The sequence below is a fragment of the Gordonia sp. J1A genome (genome assembly GCF_055393515.1).
The window spans coordinates 3,132,984-3,150,996 of sequence record NZ_AP041607.1; the positions used below are offsets into that span (position 1 = coordinate 3,132,984).

Genomic DNA, 18,013 nt, shown 5'->3' on the forward strand with positions numbered 1-18,013 from the left:
TCCATTGTCTCTAAAGAATCAGGACCAGCACGATGATGAGAACGATGAGCGTCCCGACCGCGCCCGCCACGATCGCACCCGTACGGCTCGGTGCCGGCGGTGCGGGCAGCGGATCGGTGGCCACCGGCTTCGCCACGCGGGTCGGCTCGTGCCGTCTACGCTCGTCGACCGCACGTTCCCGTGCCTCGGCGAGCTTTCGCTCGCGCTCGGCCTGTTTCGCCGTGAGTTCTTCACGTCGCGCCGCCCGGTCGGCCTCGTCTCGCGCGATTCGCTTCTTCGCGCGCTCGTACCCCTCCACGACCGACGCGTGCTTCTGGAGGCGGCCGACGACGAGTTCGAGGTCGGCCAGCACCACGTGCGCGTGTCTGGCCTGCTGTGGAACGGCCGCGGCCGGCACCCGATCGAGCCCGATCGTCCGCGCCGCCGCATCCAGCTGCTCGGACAGTGCGTCGCGCCGCCCGTCGAGCCCGGCAAGGCACTGTTCGCGGTCTGCAGCCTCCACCGCCACGTTCCGTTCCCGTTCCTGGAAGAGGTGATCCGACCTCCGCCGCTCGTCGATCAGCTCTCCGTCGATCGCCGCGAGATCGTTCACCGCCCCCAGATACCGGTCCCATGCCGTGTCCGTCATATCGGGATGCTCACCTCCGTCTTCTCGATACCGTTCTGCGGCAACGCAGCCGGATCGAACGGAACCAACAGATCCTGCCGACCGCTGCTCCTGTCGACGACGACGACGCGCGGTCCGCTGAAGTCCATGCGCCCGGTGCCCGGCGCCAGCAGGTCGGTCTGCGATCCCGGTTCGGTCAGGACGATCGTCCGGAAGCCGTCGCGAAGTTCGCCCGCCGTCCTCGCGTCGTATGAGCTCATCGAGCGGAACCTGATCACGAAGAGCATGCCGCAGGCAATCGATCGCTTGATGAAGCGCTCCACCGCCTCGATCGGACGCGGGTATTCGTCTGAATCGACCAGCGACGCGATGTCGTCGGGGTCGTCGAGGATGATCACCCGCTCGATGCGGCTGCTCGGCACCGCCGTCCGCGCTGTCAGGGTACGCAGGAAGCTATCCGCCTCTTCCGCTGAGATCCGCTGGATTCCCGCTTCGTTCGCCCACGGACCGACGTCATCGAGCCCAACGCCCGAGCTGTCGATGACGGTCCACTGCGCGGAGGCGAGATCGGACGCGCGAATGGATGCGTGGATCGACGACAGCACCGCCCTGGTGCGGTCGAGGTCGTCGCCGATCAGCGCGACGTTGCCGAGTCGGCCGCGCTTCAGCGAGAATCCCTGCGCGGTTCCACCGACGCTGATCGGGACTCCGACCGTGGCGATCTCTCGATCGTCAGCTGGGATCCACTCGGCGTAGGCGGAACTCACGAAGGTGCTGGGACGCCGGGGAGTGAAGCCATCCGCCATCGCCCGGCTGAACAGTTCCGTCTGCAGCCGGTCCAGGTAGGCGGGATCGGCCCACACCACCGAACCGATCCGATTGGCCGCCAGATGTCCGAGATCATCGTTGAACACCGCCTGACCACGCCCGTGCAGATCTCCCGCGGCGAGGTTCCCCGCACCGAGGATCGTCTCCGACTCGTGTTCGGTGTTCCGCAGCGAGATCCGGTTGTGGAACTGACCGAAGATGGCGTCACGCTTGAGCGCGAGCGCTTGGATACCAGACAACGTCTGCGATGCGAGCACCAGGTGGACCCCGTAGGCGCGGCCCTTCCGAGCGAGGTGTTCGATCAGCTGCACCGCTCGTTGCGCGACATCATCGTCCGGTTCGAAGAGCACCTGAAACTCGTCGGCCACCAACACCAGCCGCGGCATGTCCCGACCTGTCAGCGCCCGATAGTCCGCGAGCGAAGACGCGCCCGCGGACTTGAAAGCGTCCGCCCTGCGGTCGAACTCGGAGGCGAGATGCTCCAAAACTGCCACTCCGTACGCTCGATCGCTCTCCAGGCCGAGGGAGTCGACGTGCGGCAACCAGGTCTCGTCGCCGATCGGTGCGAGCCGCGCGAACTCGACGCCCTCTTTGAAATCCAACAGGTGAAAACGAACCTCCCGCGGCGAGTACCGGCTCGCGAGACCGTAGATCAAGCAGAGCAGCAGGTTCGACTTTCCCGTGCCGACGGCGCCGCCGATGAGCGCGTTCGGCGCGGGCGGATTCGCACTCCGGAGTTCCAGGCCGCCGAGTCCGCCGGGCATTCTCGCGAAGATGCCCGATAGCCCGTCGTCGCCGCGATCGGACCATCCGGCATCGATCTCGGCGAGGACCGCCTCCAAGGTCATCGTCCCCTGCGCCGCGGCCTCGATCGCTTCGGCCCTCGCGTGGATCAAGTTGTTCCGCGCCGCTGGGGTGGGCGACGGATCAGCCCGAACCGTCAATCCGGGCACCGCCGCGAACGAATCCGACCGGATCTCGCCGGCCGCGTCGACCCGGACCAGCCCGCGGTCGACGTCGACCTGTGCCCGATCACTCACGCGGATCGGGCCATCGACGTACCCCGGGCTCGCGATCAGCAGAAACACCCCGCGCCCCGCCGCCGATTCGACGATCCTATTGAGATCGTCAGCGGCGGTCTCGGTGACTCCGCTCGGTGCGTCGAGCAGGACCGCGAGTTCGAGACGCCCCGCCTGCGACAGCGGCAGGTCCCGATGATCGGCCGCACCCGCCGTACTCATCGTCTCCGCGGCCCGGCCGATTCTGTCGATGAGCCCGGACAACAGCTTCCGCAACCCGTCCTCGGTCTGGATCGCGGGCGGGTACCCGATCGGATCGGTGTCGCGGAACAACGACGTGAAGCCGAGGATCCCACGGAGCATGGGATCGAACACCGAGACCCGCAGGGACTCCGGCGGCGCCGACAGCGCCAGTCTGAGCACGGTGTCCGCGATCAACTGCTCGGCACCGCTGCCACCGACGACCCACCCGGAGACGCCGATCAATGGAAGAAGCGCCGGCGCACCACCCGGGAGGGTGCCGACCCGGACCGCCGACGGTACCGCCCGCGCCGGCTGCGGCACGCTCAGCGCCCGCGCAGCCCATCCGGCACCGGCCGCACCGGGCGCGAGTTCCTCGGCTGCGGCCCGCAGCGCCGCCCCAACAGCCCGCGTCCGCCGCACGGCATCAGCCTGCAGCTGCGCCTCCGCCTCTTCCTTCTCGCGCCGGAGTCGACGCCGCTGCGCCGCCAGCTCGTCGTCGAGCGTTGTCCGCGTGATCGACAGCGCGATGTCGATCTCCCCGAGGAGCCTGCCGGCTTCGGCTGTGAGGCCGCCGGCCTCGGCCATCGTCGCGGCCATCGCGTCGGTGAGGCGGCGACGAGCGTCCTGCTGATCGTCACGGCCGGTACCGCCACTAGTCATCCGCCGCGCCGTTCTGTCCAGGAGCCCTCGGTCCCGCGGCCACGACCACGCCCGCCGGGCGCAGCACGCGACCGTCCAGTTCGAAACCGCGGACGGTGCGTCCGGTGATAGCGCCTTCGGGGGCGTCGGCGACAACGACCGACTCGATGCGATGTCTCCGCGGGTCGACATCTCCGTCGACGCCGATCTGCTCGACCCCGAAGTCCTCCAGGATCTGGATCACCTCGTCTCGAACGGACTCTGCGAGCGGGTCCGCCTCACCGTCCCAGTTGTCGACACGGTCGATGACATTCATCAGCCGGGTGGCGACGGGCCGGAGCACTCGCCCTACCAGCAGGGTCTCGTCGAGCGCCGACTTGGCCCGCAGCTCCCCGAGCAACTCCTGGCCACGGTTGTCGTTGAGGAGCCGTCTCCGGAAGAGCTCCGTGAGGTCGTCGAGCCGCTTCGAGACATCGGCGAGCGTCTGATCCACCGGTTCTCCGATCATGTGAACTGCGCGGACGCGACCAACTCGCGCGCTTGCGCCATCCGCTTGGGATCCATCTCGCCGGGACGCTTCACTTCCATCTCGCCGAGGTTGATCCCTTCGGTCAGATCGATGACCTGGACGTGAATGATCCCGTCGATGTCCGCCGAGAAGATCACCCGCACGCCACTGCCCGCTGCACGGCCCGGCGGAACCTTCAGCATGCTCTCACCGAGACTCTTGACCTGCGCTTCAAGCACCCCGTCGACGTCATGCGACACGATCTGCAGCCTGATCTCCTGCTGATTCTCGACGGGTAGGCCGAAATCATGCTCCGCCTGAGCCGGAATGGACGTCTGCGGCGGGATCAACTGGGTGTAGGCAAGCTGTGAGGCGGCGTTGAGCGCCAGCACCCCGACACCTTGCGAGATGACATCCGAGAAGTCGATGCTGCCACCGGCCGGCATGTCCGGCGCCGCTCCGGCCCTGTCCGCCGACACCTTGTCGGCGACGATCGCCGCACCGAGCGCCACCGCCTGATCCGGGTGGACCGACTTGTCCGGAGTCTGACCGGTCAACCGTTCCACCAGATTCTGGACCATCGGCATACGAGTGGATCCGCCGACCAGAAGGACCTTGTCGATCGCCGAGTACGAGACCCCCGCCGTCTCGACCGATTCGTCGACCAGGAACTCCGTCGTCTTGAGCAGGAACGACGCCGCCGACTCGAACTCCTGCCGTGTCACCTGAACTTTCACGTTCTGACCCAGGGCCGAGATGAAGACGGTCGCCTTCTCCGCCTGCGACAACCGGCGCTTGGTGTCTTCGACGGCATCCATGACCTGCAGATACTGGTCGGTGGGAATCGGCTGACCGGTCTGCTCCTTGAACTTCTCGTTCACCACACCGAACAGGGCGTTGTTGAAGTCGAAACCACCGAGGTTGCGGTCGCCGAGCGAGGCCAGGACGGTGAAGTCATTGTTCTGGCAGCGCAGCACCGTGACGTCGAAAGTGCCGCCGCCGAGGTCGTAGACGAGGAGGGTTCCGGAGAATCCCGAACCGACTCCGAAGCTCAGAGCCGCTGCGGTCGGCTCGTTGATCAACTGCAGCACGGTGAGGCCGGCGATCTCCGCGGCCGTCCGCGTCGCGTTGCGGTGTTCGTCCTCGAAGTACGCGGGCACCGTGATGACCACGTCGGTGATCTCCTCGCCCAGGACGTTCTCGGCGCTGGCGACCAACTTGGTGAGGATCAGAGCGGACAGGTCCTCCGCGCGGTACTCGTTGTCGTTGCTGTCCGGAACGAAGACGAAGTCGGTGTTGCCCATCTGGCGCTTTATGAGCGACGCCACATCGCCTTCCGCCTTCGCCCGCATGTTCTCAGCGCAGACGCCGAGGGAGACCTCCTCGCCGTCGAAGTACAGCACCGACGGCGTCGTGTAGTCGCCGTCGTCGTTCCGGATCACCTCCGGCGCCCCAGCCTCGATGGCTGCCACCGCGGAGTACGTCGTCCCGAGGTCGATTCCAACGGCTCTACCCATGTCCATGAACCTTTCGTCGCAGTCGGTACCCAGCCGGCCAGGTCAGCCGATGTATCCCTGCAGGTAGCCCTTGCGCAGGTCGTCACGGTCGTTGGCCTTGTATCGCGGCACCCAGCAGGTGAAGTAGATGCCCGCACCGGCCGCGACAGCGAGGAGCACACCGATCACCGTGAGGCCGATGATCGCGCCGATGACGATGCACAGGATCGGGGAGGCGAGGATCAGCGCCTTCTGACCCCATCCGTCGCCGGGGACGCTGAAGACCTGCTCCTCGCTGGTATCGAGGAAGCGGCTGATCTTGTCCAGTTCCTTCGCCATCTCCGGATCTCGGTTGTGCGCCATCGCCTCGGCGATCAACGGTCGCATCTGCTCGATCTCGGACTTCGACGTGATCATGTACTGACCGCGCCCGTTGTATCGCGGGATGCTCTCCGCCTTGAGTGCGAGGAGGGTTGCGTAGTAGTCGAAGACGATCTGCGCGCCCTGGAAGCGCTGCAGGTGCTGCCGGATGAAGTCGAGCGCATCGTCGAGCTGCCCGTTGTCGGACATGACGTTGGCGACCGCCACCATGTACTGCGGCGCGGAAGGATCCAGCTGCATCGACACTTGGTATGCGTTGATCGCATCCTGGAACTGCGCCAACTTCTCGAAGATCATGCCCAGCTGGAAGTGGTACTCCGGGTTGTTGGCCTCGATGGTGGTCGCCTGGCGTGCCTCGTACAGAGCGTCCTGAAGGTTTCCCAGACCGGCATTGGCGCGAGAGCGGAGACCCCACGACTCCGCGCTGTTGCCGATCGAGTGAGTGGCCTCGCGAGCCGAGTACGCCGCAGAGTGGTAATCGCCTCGGCCGAGCTCCTCCCGCGCCCGAGCCACCCAGTCCGTGCCCTCGCCCGCCGCCTGCTGCGTCTGCGGCTGCGCGACGCCGGCGGTCTGCAGTTCGCGGTCATAGGCCGCGCGGCGCTGCGGATCGAGCAGCGTGTCGCTGGCCTCACGAAGCCGCGCCATCCACGTCTCCGCCTCCTGCCGAGTACTGAGGTCCGGAGAGTTCGTCGCTTTGCGCCACAACCGCAGTTTCGATTTCAAAGCCGCATTGATGGTGTCATCGTCGGCATCGCGCGCGATCTCGAGCACGGCATAGAAGTCAACACTGACTGCCATCAGGAAATTCTCCTCAAATTCGAGATACGACTTCCGGTTCGCATGGAGAATCCGGTAAATCAGATACGCGGTCGATGGTATTCGGCCATCCCAGACCGTGTCAGTCGTACATTGCGAGTAACCGTTTCTGGTGGACCGAACCGCGTGTCCCCATTTCTGGGGTCAGACGTTCAATCCAACTGCCAGGTAAAATGGGCGGGTGTCGACCATTCGGTCGACACCCGCCCATTCTTCCGATTCGTCAGTTTCCCGCGCCGCAGTGCGGACAGTTCACCGTGACCCGGTTCCACGACCGCTTACCCCAGAAAGCTCGGCTGCAACTCCGGCATCTGTGCGGTTCCGTGAAATCGCCTGACCGCGACGATGATCCAGTCTCTGCCATGGTCGTCAGCTCTTGGACGCAACCGAACAGCGCGGCAAGTTCTTGCACTGATGCACGCTCCGGTCGTTCACATTAGCCTCTTTGCAGTATGCACAACTGCAGTTGCACTGAGCCATTCTCAATTCTCCTTCTTCGGTGTCAGGCAAGCATATTTTGAAAGCTCGGAAGATTGCGTCGGCCAAAGCAATTAATTTCTTACCAGGCATGCCACCGCGTGTCCGAGCCCGATTGCTGGACTGAGTGCCGCAAGTTTCATGAGTGCCTCCTGACTCGAACAGTCAGTCAGTTCCCGTTTCCCCACGGCCTGGCCGGCTCGCCTCCGGGAAGCGCCAGCGACGCCTCGCCCGGGTACCGTCGCCTGTCATGAAGGTTGGGATCCCCGCGTGACTCTTCGCATCTTCGGAATGTCGTTCGTCGTCTCGATCGCGGCGCTGGTCGCCGCGTTCCTGTACGGCGGTTCGACGGCCGTACTGCTCACCCTGATCCTGGGTGTGCTGGAGGTCTCGCTCTCCTTCGACAACGCCGTCATCAATGCCACGGTCCTGCAGCGGATGAGCGACTTCTGGCAGCGGATGTTCCTCACGATCGGTGTCATCATCGCCGTGTTCGGCATGCGCCTGGCCTTCCCGCTGGGGATCGTCTGGCTCACCGCGGGCCTCGACCCGGTCGACGCGCTTCACCTCGCGCTCAACCCGCCGACGGACGGCTCGCCGACCTACGAGAGCATCGTGACCGCGGCGCACCCGCAGATCGCCTCGTTCGGCGGAATGTTCCTCCTGATGCTGTTCCTCGGGTTCCTGTTCGAGGACAAGGAGCTCACCTGGCTGTCGTGGATCGAGCGGCCCCTGCTGCGCATCGGCCGGCTCCGCGAGGCACCGGTGGTGGTGGCGTTGACGATCTTGGTGCTGGCGGCCACGCTCGTCGCGCCGGATCACGATACGTCGACGGTGATGGTTGCCGGCGTCCTCGGCGTGATCACCTACATCGTGGTCAACGGGCTCGGCCGTCTCTTCCACATCGAGACCGAGTCGGGGGACGGCCCGACCGCACTCGCCAAGGCGACGGGGCGCGCGGGCTTCTTCCTGTTCCTCTATCTGGAGGTGCTGGACGCGTCGTTCTCGTTCGACGGCGTGATCGGGGCCTTCGCCATCACGGCGGACCCGATCATCATCGCTCTGGGTCTGGGCCTCATCGGCGCGATGTTCGTGCGGTCGCTGACGATCTACCTCGTTCACCGGGGAACCCTGTCTGAGTACGTCTTCCTCGAACACGGCGCCCACTGGGCGATCGGCGCGCTGGCGCTGCTTCTGCTGTACTCACTCGGCACCGAGGTCCCCGAGACGGTGACCGGTCTCATCGGCCTGGTGCTGATCCTCGCCTCCCTGGCGACCAGCATCGTGTACCGCCGACGGAACCACACCGAAGGTGTCCACATCTGAGACCACCGCAGACGCCGCACCGTCTCCCGCGCGTGTCACCGCGTTCTAGAATCAGCCGGTGAGCCCCACCGCGACCACCGTGCTCGTCGTTCCCCTCCTGGTCTTCGCAGCGCCGCTCCTGGCGAGATCCGTCTCTCGTTGGGCAGCGGTTCCGGTGGTCGTCTTCGAACTCGGCCTCGGCGTCGTGGCCGGGCCTGCCCTGCTGGGCTGGGTCGGTGAATCGGAGCTGTTCGGCCGGCTCTCCGACTTCGGTGTCAACCTGCTGTTCTTCATCGCGGGAACCGAGATCACCCGGTCGGCGGTTCGCGGACGCACGGCTCGGCGCGCCTGGCTCGGTTGGCTGATCAGTATCGCGGTCGGGATCGCGGCGGGCTTCGCTGTCTCACCCGGATTGGGCGCTGTGATCATCGGGATCAGTCTGGCGTCGACGGCTCTGGGAACCTTGCTGCCGATCCTCCGCGATTCCGGTGACCTCACCACTCCGTTCGGCGTCGCCGTCGGAGCGATCGGCGCCGCGGGCGAGTTCGGGCCGATCATCGCCATCTCGCTATTCCTCGGCGGCCGCTCGTTCGGTACGGCGAGCGTGGTGCTCTTGGTCTTCGGCGTCATCGCGGCGGCCGCCGTGATCCGGGCGCGCCGCACCTCTCATCGCCGCCTGCACGCCTTCGTCGAATCGACCCTGCACACGTCGGCGCAGTTCGCCGTCCGCACCGTGCTGGCCATTCTGGCCGTGATGATCTTCCTGACCGTCCAGCTCGGCATCGACATGCTGCTGGGCGCATTCACCGCGGGGATCGTCTGGAAGCTCCTCATCCGAGATGCCGACGAACAGACGCAGCGGTCGGTGGAGGCCAAGATCGACGCCGTCGCGTTCGGCTTCCTCGTCCCGATCTTCTTCGTCTACACGGGTGTGAAGTTCGATCTGCAGTCGCTGCTCGATCATCCGCTCGCCTTCGCCTGGATCCCCGTCGTCCTGGTGGCTCTGCTCCTGGTCCGCGGGCTGCCCTCGATGCTCGCCGCACCCGAGGGCGCCGGCCGCCGCGAGCGAATCGCCACCGGGCTCTACGGCGCCACCGGCCTTCCGATCATCGCGGTCGCCACCGACATCGGTGTCCGCCAAGACGTCTTGACCGGCACGCAGGCAGCGGTCCTCGTCGGCGCCGGCGTGCTGTCGGTGCTCCTGTTCCCGCTCGCCGCGAGCGCACTGCGCCCGGGGTCGGTCGAACGGAGTCCGGCGGCGTCGGTGGTCGAAGAGTGAGACGCCGCTAGTCGCGGGGGTGCCTGACGCCGCCCGTCGGTCATCGAGCCCGTCGGCTCTTCACTCCAGTCGAGGCCCGCCCCTCACGCCACCTCGACCGCGGACGCGGCCGGCTCCGATTCGGGAAGCACGCCGTCGAGCTGAATCCAACCGTCGGCGACCATCCGCAACAACAGGTGGGTCTTGTTCGCCACCGGCAGCCCGGCGTCGTCGTACCTGGCCGAGACGCGCCGATAGTGAGTGCGAACCGTGCTGGCGGCGACGAAATGCCGGGTCGCGGTCTCCTCGACGGTCGCACCCATCACATACGTGGTCAGGATCTCCCGTTCCCGCGCCGACATCGGAGTCCGGCCGGACGTCGGGCCCAGCGCTCTGGTCAGCAGGAGGTTAAGACGGTGGTCGATGTCTGGGCCTTCAGTGACATGATGAACGCCGGAGCGGATATCGGCCTTCTCGACCGTACCGCCGACGACGATGACGCGTCCGGCCATTGAGCGGCCGAACCGACGCAGCGCGAGACGATCGCCGGCTCCGACCACCACGACGCGCGTCGCCCCCGCCAGGAGTCCGGCCGTGTCGACAGCGACCACCGGATACCCGAACCGATTCATCCACACCATGAGCACTTCCCGCTGCCACGGATTCTCACTCCACACCCCGACCGACTGGCCTGTCCCCGACTGCCGCGCCACTGCCCCGGAGCCCGTCATTCTCCTCGCCTCCTCGCCGATGTCCCGCCGCCATGCCTTCCCTTCGGACGGTATGGCGACATCGGCGCACGAGAAAGACCCCAATTCCTCTGTCCTCCTAAGAGGCGACAGAGGTCAGGCCTGCTCCCGGGGTCAGTCGCTGCCGACCAGACGACCTTCGCCGTCGTACTCCTCGCGGACGACGACGTCGCCGGCGACCTGCAGAACAGTCGCCACCACGCGACGCCGCGGCGGCAGGATGCGAATCGTGACGGTCCCCGCACGAGCCGCGGCGAGCGCGGTGACGGCACCGCCGATCACCCGCTCGCGGACGTCATCGTCCGCACCGACGAGCCCGTGATCGTCGAGCAAGATCACCTCCACCCCTCGACGTCGTGCCTGCCGCGCCGCGTCGGCAACACTGCGGACGTCGAATGTCGGCGCCCGCAGCGAATCACGCAACCGCGCCTCGACCAGACTGCACTCATCGCGTTCGTCCGCCGAGAGCGGCGCCGCGTCGACGAGCCGCTCGAGCAAGGGGCGCGCTTGGTCGTCGAGTCGGCCGAGTTGCCGGTCGCGTTCGTCGAGGACCGCGCGCCGCGCGGCCTCCGCAGCCGCGGCCTCGGTGCCGGCCCCCTGCATCAGAAAGATCTCGCGCGCCGCCGGCCGGATCGTGATGGCGAAGAAGGACGACATCACAAGCGGCGCCAGGTTGATCAGCGAGATCGAGATCCCGTACCCGGCGCCTTCGCCGATGCCGACGGCCCACAGTGCGGTCGCGCCGATCGCCACCAGCATCGAGAGCCACGCGACGCCTGTGCGGCCGCGTACACAGAGGTAGGTGCACAGCGCCGTTGTCGCCGACAAAGGCCAGAAGGTCAGGATGCGCACCCCTGGATCGTCGACCACCAGCAGCACCGACACCGTGGCCACCGGGCCGGCGGCGGCGACGACTGCCGTCACCGACCGCCGTAACGGATCTCCCGGCACCTGGATCAGTGCGACTGCCGCAGCGCTCGTCACCCCCCAGGCGACGATCTCCGCCAGCCATCCGGCCACCCCGCTCCCTGCGGGGCGCGTCATCACTCCCACCAGCGCAAACGTTCCGATGAAGACCGCCACGAGCGCCTTCGCGGCGGCGGTCCGCAGGCCCATCAGATCACCGATATCACCGCCGGCCGGAAGTTGCTCCATCAGCGTGTCCATCCCAGTCGGACGGTGGTTCCGGCGCCGGGCGACGACTCGATGGCGGTCGAACCTCCCGGGACCCGGTCCATCCGGGCCCGGATGCTGACCGCGATGCCGAGTCGATGGGCCGATACCGCACCCGGGTCGAAACCGACGCCGTCGTCGGTCGCCGCGATCCTGATCGAATCGGCGTCCACTCGGCCACGCACGGTGCACCGCGCATCGGCCCCGGCGTGTCGGCGACTGTTGCGCAGGGCTTCGGCCAGTGCCGCGCTCACCGCACGCACCGCCTCGCTCGGCAGCTCCGCCTGTGCGGCATCAGAATCGGCAGCGGGTGCGTCGACGGCGAACTCCGCCCTCGGGTCTGCCTCGGTAGTGGTCGCACGCAGGTGCACCACGGCGGCCTCGAGGCCGAACGGACGGTCGGTGGGCAGTCCCGAACGGATCTCGTCGAGTTCGGCGAGGGTGGCGGCCGCCAGCCGCGGCACGTGCTCCTGCGCCCCGCCCCGGGAGGCGGTCAGCAGGGTGGACATCACGCTGTCGTGAATCAGCGCGTCGAAGCGTTCGCGTTCGGTGTCGCGGGCCCGCTCGGCTGCGGCGGTCGCGGCCGCCGCATGGGCACGATCGGTGGTCTCGTCCAGAATCCTCCCGGTGCGCAGCGCCATCACGGCCGCACCGACGAATAAGCTGCAGAACATGATTGCGAAGGCGATCTCGGGAGCGAGCTGTCCCGGATCCACTTCGCCGCGGATCACGAAGTTGATGAGCTGCACGCAGACGCAGCCGAACACCATGTGCGCAAAGGCCGCCCAGGCCGGCCACGCCAGCACCGCGGCGATGCTGGCGAGCCCGGGAAACGCCGCCAGCCATACGCCGTCGCCGGCCGGGACGGTGGTGCCGTCCCAGGCGATCGGCCAGGTGAGGACCGCGACGAAGAAGCTGAGGGCGGCGACGGCCGCCGTCGCCCGCGTCCAGCGCGGCACGCCGATCAGAGCGGTCACTCCCAGCGTCAGGCCGGGGACGAAGACGATCGCGCACATCGCCGGCGTCCACCAGGAGCTCATCAGCGGTGCGAGCTGGAGGATCGCCGGCAACAGGAGGATCAAGTACCCCACGTAACCGACCGCCGCGAACAACGCGAACATCCGCCTGATCCGGTCCAGGTTGTCGTGCCGCCGCTCGGGAGCGGCGTATCTGACGGCGCCGCTCACTGGTCGCGCTCGGGGATCGGCAGCAGTCCGTCCTCGACGGCCCGCTGATAGAGATCCACCTTGGTGCCTGCGGGCCGACCGGCTGCGGCGTACTTCGCCCGGATCCGCGCGACGTAGTCGTTGACCGTCTCCGTCGACAACCCCAGCATGCGCCCCACCCGGTCGGCCTTCTCCCCCGAGGCGTACAGCGAGAGCACCTCCTGCTGCCGAGGACTCAGGCCGGTGGCATCGAGGTCGGGGTCGCCGTCGACGGCCGCCGCCCACTCGGTGGTGATGACCGGGTTGCCCTCCGCAGCCGTGGCGATCGCCTCGACGACCCGCTCCACCCGGGCGGATTTACGCACGATGCCGAGCACCCCCGCCTTCGCCGCCAGACGGACCAGGTACGGGTTCTCCGCACCGGTGTAGACAAGGACCGATAGACCCGCGTCGTGCAAGGCCTCGATGTTGGCCGTCGGCGACGACCCGTCGGCCAGCCGCAGATCCAGCAGCACCAGGTCCAGGCAGACCTGCTGCGCGAGCAGCCCTTCGACGGTGTCCGACGACGCCATCAGCGACAGGCCGACGTGGCCGTCGAGCATCGCCCGGACCCCCAGCACCATCGACTCGTGATCTTCGACGATCCCGATCCGTTTGGCGGCCATGAGCGCTAGTCGACGCCGGAATCGATCGCCGCGCGGTCGAGCGACTCGGATGCCGCGTCCTCCGGCTGGCCGCCGGCGATCGCCTGCGCACCGCCCGCGGACAGCTCGCCGACCAGGTCTGCGGTCGCGCCACCGACGATGCCGAGCTGCGCGTACTGCTCCAGGCGCGCACGCGAATCGGCGATGTCGAGGTTGCGCATGGTGAGCTGGCCGATGCGGTCGGACGGACCGAACGCGGCGTCGCCGACGCGCTCCATCGACAGCTTGTCCGGGTGGTACGAAAGGCCGGGTCCGGTGGTGTTGAGGAAGTGGTAGTCGTCGCCGCGGCGCAGTCGGACGGTCACCTCGCCGGTGATGGCCGAGCCCACCCAGCGCACCAGCGACTCACGCAGCATGAGCGCCTGCGAGTCCATCCACCGGCCCTCGTACATGAGGCGACCCAGGCGACGGCCCTCGTTGTGGTAGTTCGCGACCGTGTCCTCGTTGTGGATCGCGTTCACCAAACGCTCGTAGCCGATGTGCAGCAGTGCCATGCCCGGTGCCTCGTAGATACCGCGCGACTTGGCCTCGATGATGCGGTTCTCGATCTGATCCGAGACGCCCAGCCCGTGGCGGCCGCCGATCTCGTTGGCCTTCAGGACGAGAGCGACGGCGTCGTCGAAGACCTCGCCGTTGATGGCGACCGGGCGGCCCTGCTCGTATCGGATGGAGACGTCCTCGGTGGCGACCTCGACGTCGTCCCGCCATGCGGCGACGCCCATGATCGGCTCCACCACGTCGAGACCGTGGTCGAGGTGCTCGAGGGTCTTGGCCTCGTGGGTGGCGCCCCAGATGTTGGCGTCGGTGGAGTACGCCTTCTCCTGGGAGTCGCGGTACGGCAGATCGCGTTCGGTCAGCCACTGGCTCATCTCGTGGCGGCCGCCGAGCTCCTCCACGAACTGGGTGTCGAGCCACGGCTTGTAGATCCGCAGGTTCGGGTTCGCCATCAGTCCGTAGCGGTAGAACCGCTCGATGTCGTTGCCCTTGTAGGTGGAGCCGTCGCCCCAGATGTCGACGCCGTCCTCCTTCATGGCGCGGACCAGGAGCATTCCGGTCACCACGCGGCCGAGCGGCGTGGTGTTGAAGTACGTCTTGCCGGAGGTGCGGATGTGGAAGGCACCGCACTGCAGTGCGACGAGGCCCTCCTCCACGAGCGCGGCGCGGCAGTCCACCAGGCGCGAGATCTCCGCACCGTACTGACCCGCGCGGCCGGGCACCGAAGCGATGTCCGGCTCATCGGCCTGGCCGAGGTCGGCGGTGTAAGTGCAAGGGATAGCGCCCTTTTCGCGCATCCATGCAACGGCGACGGAGGTGTCCAGACCACCCGAGAACGCGATTCCGACGCGCTCTCCCTTCGGCAACGAGCTCAGCACTTTCGACATATGTCCAGCTTAAACAGTACTTCGGCCGCAGTCACAACCCGGTCCCCTCCGGTGGTCGAGGCAAGCGCAGCGATTCGAAAACCGCTAGAACGAGCTGGGATCGGCGCCCCGGGTGATCCGCCGGCAGGCGAAGCTGTCGCGATGACCTGTCCACCGTTGATGCGCAGGATCGCTTGTGGGCGGTCTGAGACAACGAACGGGATGTGGGCATAGCGCACCGGCAGCACGCATACCGAGACCGCTGTGCCAAGTTCAGGACGCAGACGGGCCTTCGAGGGAACATTGCCCTCGAAGGCCCGTCTAGTGACTGATCTTGGAAGCGCTACGCCTCGACCTCGCTGCGATCACCGCTCCAGAGCGTGTGGAACGAGCCGGGCTTGTCGACGCGCAGGTAGGTGTGCGCACCGAAGTAATCCCGCAGCCCCTGGGTCAGAGCGGCCGGCAGCCGCTCGGCCCGCAGCGCGTCGTAGTACGACAGCGACGACGCGAAGGCCGGCACCGGGACACCCATCGCAGTCGCGGTGACGATGACCCGCCGCCAGCTCTCCACCGAGTCCTCGACCGCGTCGCGGAAGTACGGAGCCAGCAGCAGCGCGGGAAGCTCCGGATTCTCGGCGTAGGCCTCCCGGATGCGGTCCAGGAACTTGGCCCGGATGATGCATCCTCCACGCCAGATGGTGGCGAGCTTGCCCGGATCCACGCTCCAGCCGTACTCGGCGCTTCCCGCCGCGATCTGGTCGAAGCCCTGCGAGTACGCCACGACCTTCGACGCGTACAGCGCCTTCCGGATGTCTTCGACGAAAGCCGCCTTGTCGGCCGGGGCCTGCGCGCCGGTGGTGCCCGCGACGAGCCCTCGCGCGCTCTCGCGCTGGGACGTCGAACTCGAGAGGGCGCGCGCGAAGACGGCTTCGGCGATGCCGGTGGTCGGGATGCCGAGGTCGAGTGCCGACTTCACCGTCCAGCGGCCGGTGCCCTTCTGGCCCGCGGCGTCGACGATCACGTCGACGAGCGGCTTGCCGGTCTCGGCGTCCACCTGCGACAGCACCTCGGCGGTGATCTCGATCAGGTAGCTGTCGAGGGTGCCGGTGTTCCATTCGCGGAACACGTCGGCGATCTCGGCGACCTCCATGCCGAGCACGTTGCGCATGAGGTCGTACGCCTCGCCGATGAGCTGCATGTCGGCGTACTCGATGCCGTTGTGCACCATCTTGACGAAGTGGCCCGAACCGTCGGGACCGATGTGCGTGCAGCACGGGACGCCGTCGACGTGCGCCGAGATCGATTCCAGCAGCGGACCGAGCGACTCGTACGACTCGGCGGGTCCGCCGGGCATGATCGAGGGACCGTTGAGAGCGCCCTCCTCGCCGCCGGAGATGCCCGCGCCGACGAAGTTCAGGTTCCGCGCGGCCATCGCCGCCTCGCGGCGGATCGTGTCGGTGTACAGCGAGTTACCACCGTCGATGATGATGTCGCCGGGCTCCATCAGGTTCGCGAGTTCTTCGATCACGGCGTCGGTCGGGTCGCCGGCCTTGACCATGATGAGGACGCGGCGCGGCCGCTCGAGCGCGCCGACGAACTCCTCCATGGTCTCCGTGCGGATGAAATCGCCCTCGTCGCCGTGCGCCTCGATGAGCGCATCGGTCTTCGCGATGCTGCGGTTGTGCAGCGCGACGGTGTGCCCGTGCCGCGCGAAGTTGCGGGCGATGTTGGAGCCCATCACCGCGAGCCCGGTGACGCCGATCTGCGCCAGACGCTGTCCTGTTTCGACCATGAAGTTCCTTCTCTGTCTCCCGGTCGCGCCGTGCGGCGACCCGGCAATTCCACCACTCTCAGTACTACCGTCCCGATTGTCTCAGCATTCGTCGAACCGCAGGAGTCGGGACGCGCACGGACCGCATCGGGCCCGCCCGTCCGGATCCGGAACCGGCGGGCCCGACAGCCGTCAGAAGGAGCCGTTCAAGAACTCCGCGTAGGCGGGCAGATCGAGCTGACCGTGCCCGGAGAGCCCGATCACGACGACCTCCTCCTTGTCGCTGTTCGCCACGTGCTCGGCGCACGCGGCGATGGCGTGGGTCGACTCCGGGGCGGGCACGATGCCCTGGGTGCGCGCAAACGTGATGCCCGCGCTGAAGGCGGCGCGCTGGTCGATCGCGACGCCCTCCACCAGACCCAGCTCCACCGTGTGGCTGAGCGCGGGCGCCATGCCGTGATAGCGCAGACCGCCGGCGTGGATGGGGTCCGGGACGAAGTCCATACCGAGCGTGTGCATCTTCAGCAGCGGCGTGAGGCCCGCGACGTCGCCGTGGTCGTAGCGGTACTCACCCTGAGTCAGAGACGGACAGGCCGACGGCTCGGCCGCGACGATCCGCGGATCGGAACGGCCGTGCAGCTTCTCGCGCAGGAACGGGAAGGACAGGCCCGCGAGGTTCGATCCGCCGCCCGCGCAACCGAAGACGACGTCGGCGCCGCCGGGCTCCACCGCGTTCAGCTGGTCGACGGCCTCGAGGCCGATCACGCTCTGGTGCAGCACGACGTGGTTCAGCACGCTGCCGAGCGCGTAGCGGGTGTCATCATTCGCGGCCGCCACCTCCACCGCCTCCGACACCGCCATGCCGAGGCTGCCGGTGGTGTCGGGGTCCTTCGCCAGCATCGCGCGTCCGGCCTCGGTGAGGTCGGAGGGACTCGGGTGCAGCGTGCCGCCGTAGGTGCGGATGAGAAAGCCCCGGTACGGCTTGGAGTCGTACGACGCCCGCACCTGCCACACCTCCACGTCGAGACCGAACTGCGCGCCCGCGAACGAGAGAGCGCTGCCCCACTGACCTGCGCCGGTCTCGGTGGTGAGCTTCTTGACCCCGTCGATGCTGTTGTAATACGCCTGCGCGACAGCCGAGTTCGTCTTGTGGCTGCCGACCGGGCTGACGCCCTCGTACTTGACGTAGATCCGCGCCTTCGTGTTCAGCGCCTCCTCGAATCTGCGGGCGCGGAACAGCGGCGACGGCCGCCACATCTGGTAGATCTCACGAACCGGCTCAGGGATCTCGATGTAGGCCTCGGTGGAGACCTCCTGGGCGATCAGACCGGCGGGGAAGAGCGCGGCCAGATCGTCGGGCCCGACCGGTTCCTTGGTTCCGGGGTGCAGGTGCGGCGGAATCGGCTCGTCGAGCTCCGCGGCGAGGTTGTACCAGTGGGTGGGCACGTCCACTGTGACCAGATCGGGGTTGGACGCGTCAACATTGCTTGTCATGCAGGTCACCATAATGTG

At 67.3% G+C, this 18,013-nt stretch carries 14 protein-coding genes; 2 read left to right on the top strand and 12 right to left on the bottom strand.

Annotated elements, in window-relative coordinates; genetic code table 11:
- Positions 1-10: 10 nt before the first annotated feature.
- The 5 genes from ACZ5QD_RS14625 to ACZ5QD_RS14645 are packed head-to-tail and all read right to left on the bottom strand — an operon-like array spanning position 11 to position 6,519.
- The gene (locus ACZ5QD_RS14625) at positions 11-628 is read right to left on the bottom strand and encodes a hypothetical protein (protein WP_006896709.1); all 618 of its coding nucleotides are present in this window, start codon (positions 626-628) and stop codon (positions 11-13) included.
- Entirely contained in the window at positions 625-3,357 is a 2,733-nt protein-coding gene (locus tag ACZ5QD_RS14630) for an FtsK/SpoIIIE domain-containing protein (protein WP_464367273.1), read from the bottom strand. The genes ACZ5QD_RS14625 and ACZ5QD_RS14630 overlap by 4 nt, the downstream gene beginning before the upstream one ends.
- Positions 3,350-3,829, bottom strand: coding sequence for a nucleotide exchange factor GrpE (locus tag ACZ5QD_RS14635; protein WP_006896711.1), 480 nt, complete (start codon positions 3,827-3,829; stop codon positions 3,350-3,352). Before ACZ5QD_RS14635 ends, ACZ5QD_RS14630 begins: the two co-directional genes overlap by 8 nt.
- A gap of 11 nt (positions 3,830-3,840) precedes the next feature.
- Complete coding sequence (locus ACZ5QD_RS14640; protein ID WP_039867584.1) at positions 3,841-5,361, bottom strand: Hsp70 family protein; 1,521 nt, start codon at positions 5,359-5,361, stop codon at positions 3,841-3,843.
- 42 nt (positions 5,362-5,403) lie between these two features.
- A complete protein-coding gene (locus tag ACZ5QD_RS14645) occupies positions 5,404-6,519 on the bottom strand; it encodes a DnaJ domain-containing protein (RefSeq protein ID WP_006896713.1) in 1,116 nt (371 codons plus the stop codon).
- A gap of 765 nt (positions 6,520-7,284) precedes the next feature.
- On the opposite strand from ACZ5QD_RS14645, the gene ACZ5QD_RS14650 reads away from it, so the two are divergent.
- Together ACZ5QD_RS14650 and ACZ5QD_RS14655 are read left to right on the top strand one after the other, a co-directional pair.
- The gene (locus ACZ5QD_RS14650; RefSeq protein WP_045538198.1) at positions 7,285-8,340 is read left to right on the top strand and encodes a DUF475 domain-containing protein; all 1,056 of its coding nucleotides are present in this window, start codon (positions 7,285-7,287) and stop codon (positions 8,338-8,340) included.
- Positions 8,341-8,398: 58 nt separating this feature from the next.
- On the top strand, positions 8,399-9,598 hold the full coding sequence (locus tag ACZ5QD_RS14655) for a cation:proton antiporter (RefSeq protein ID WP_222110765.1): 1,200 nt from the start codon (positions 8,399-8,401) through the stop codon (positions 9,596-9,598).
- A gap of 83 nt (positions 9,599-9,681) precedes the next feature.
- On the opposite strand, the gene ACZ5QD_RS14660 is transcribed toward ACZ5QD_RS14655, so the two are convergent.
- From ACZ5QD_RS14660 to ACZ5QD_RS14690, 7 genes are all read right to left on the bottom strand, one after another.
- Complete coding sequence (locus ACZ5QD_RS14660; RefSeq protein WP_375003304.1) at positions 9,682-10,308, bottom strand: helix-turn-helix transcriptional regulator; 627 nt, start codon at positions 10,306-10,308, stop codon at positions 9,682-9,684.
- Between the two features lie 132 nt (positions 10,309-10,440).
- Positions 10,441-11,481: a hypothetical protein gene (locus tag ACZ5QD_RS14665; protein WP_006896717.1), complete on the bottom strand. Its 1,041-nt coding sequence runs from the start codon at positions 11,479-11,481 to the stop codon at positions 10,441-10,443.
- A complete protein-coding gene (locus ACZ5QD_RS14670; protein ID WP_006896718.1) occupies positions 11,481-12,686 on the bottom strand; it encodes a sensor histidine kinase in 1,206 nt (401 codons plus the stop codon). Before ACZ5QD_RS14670 ends, ACZ5QD_RS14665 begins: the two co-directional genes overlap by 1 nt.
- Positions 12,683-13,330: a response regulator transcription factor gene (locus ACZ5QD_RS14675; RefSeq protein WP_006896719.1), complete on the bottom strand. Its 648-nt coding sequence runs from the start codon at positions 13,328-13,330 to the stop codon at positions 12,683-12,685. The genes ACZ5QD_RS14670 and ACZ5QD_RS14675 overlap by 4 nt, the downstream gene beginning before the upstream one ends.
- 5 nt (positions 13,331-13,335) lie before the next feature.
- Entirely contained in the window at positions 13,336-14,751 is a 1,416-nt protein-coding gene (argG, locus tag ACZ5QD_RS14680; RefSeq protein ID WP_006896720.1) for an argininosuccinate synthase, read from the bottom strand.
- Between the two features lie 322 nt (positions 14,752-15,073).
- Positions 15,074-16,522, bottom strand: a complete 1,449-nt coding sequence (gndA, locus tag ACZ5QD_RS14685) for an NADP-dependent phosphogluconate dehydrogenase (RefSeq protein ID WP_006896721.1) — start codon at positions 16,520-16,522, stop codon at positions 15,074-15,076.
- 171 nt (positions 16,523-16,693) lie between these two features.
- Positions 16,694-17,995 (bottom strand): TrpB-like pyridoxal phosphate-dependent enzyme, encoded by a 1,302-nt coding sequence (locus tag ACZ5QD_RS14690; protein WP_006896722.1) that lies wholly within the window; start codon positions 17,993-17,995, stop codon positions 16,694-16,696.
- Positions 17,996-18,013: the final 18 nt, after the last annotated feature.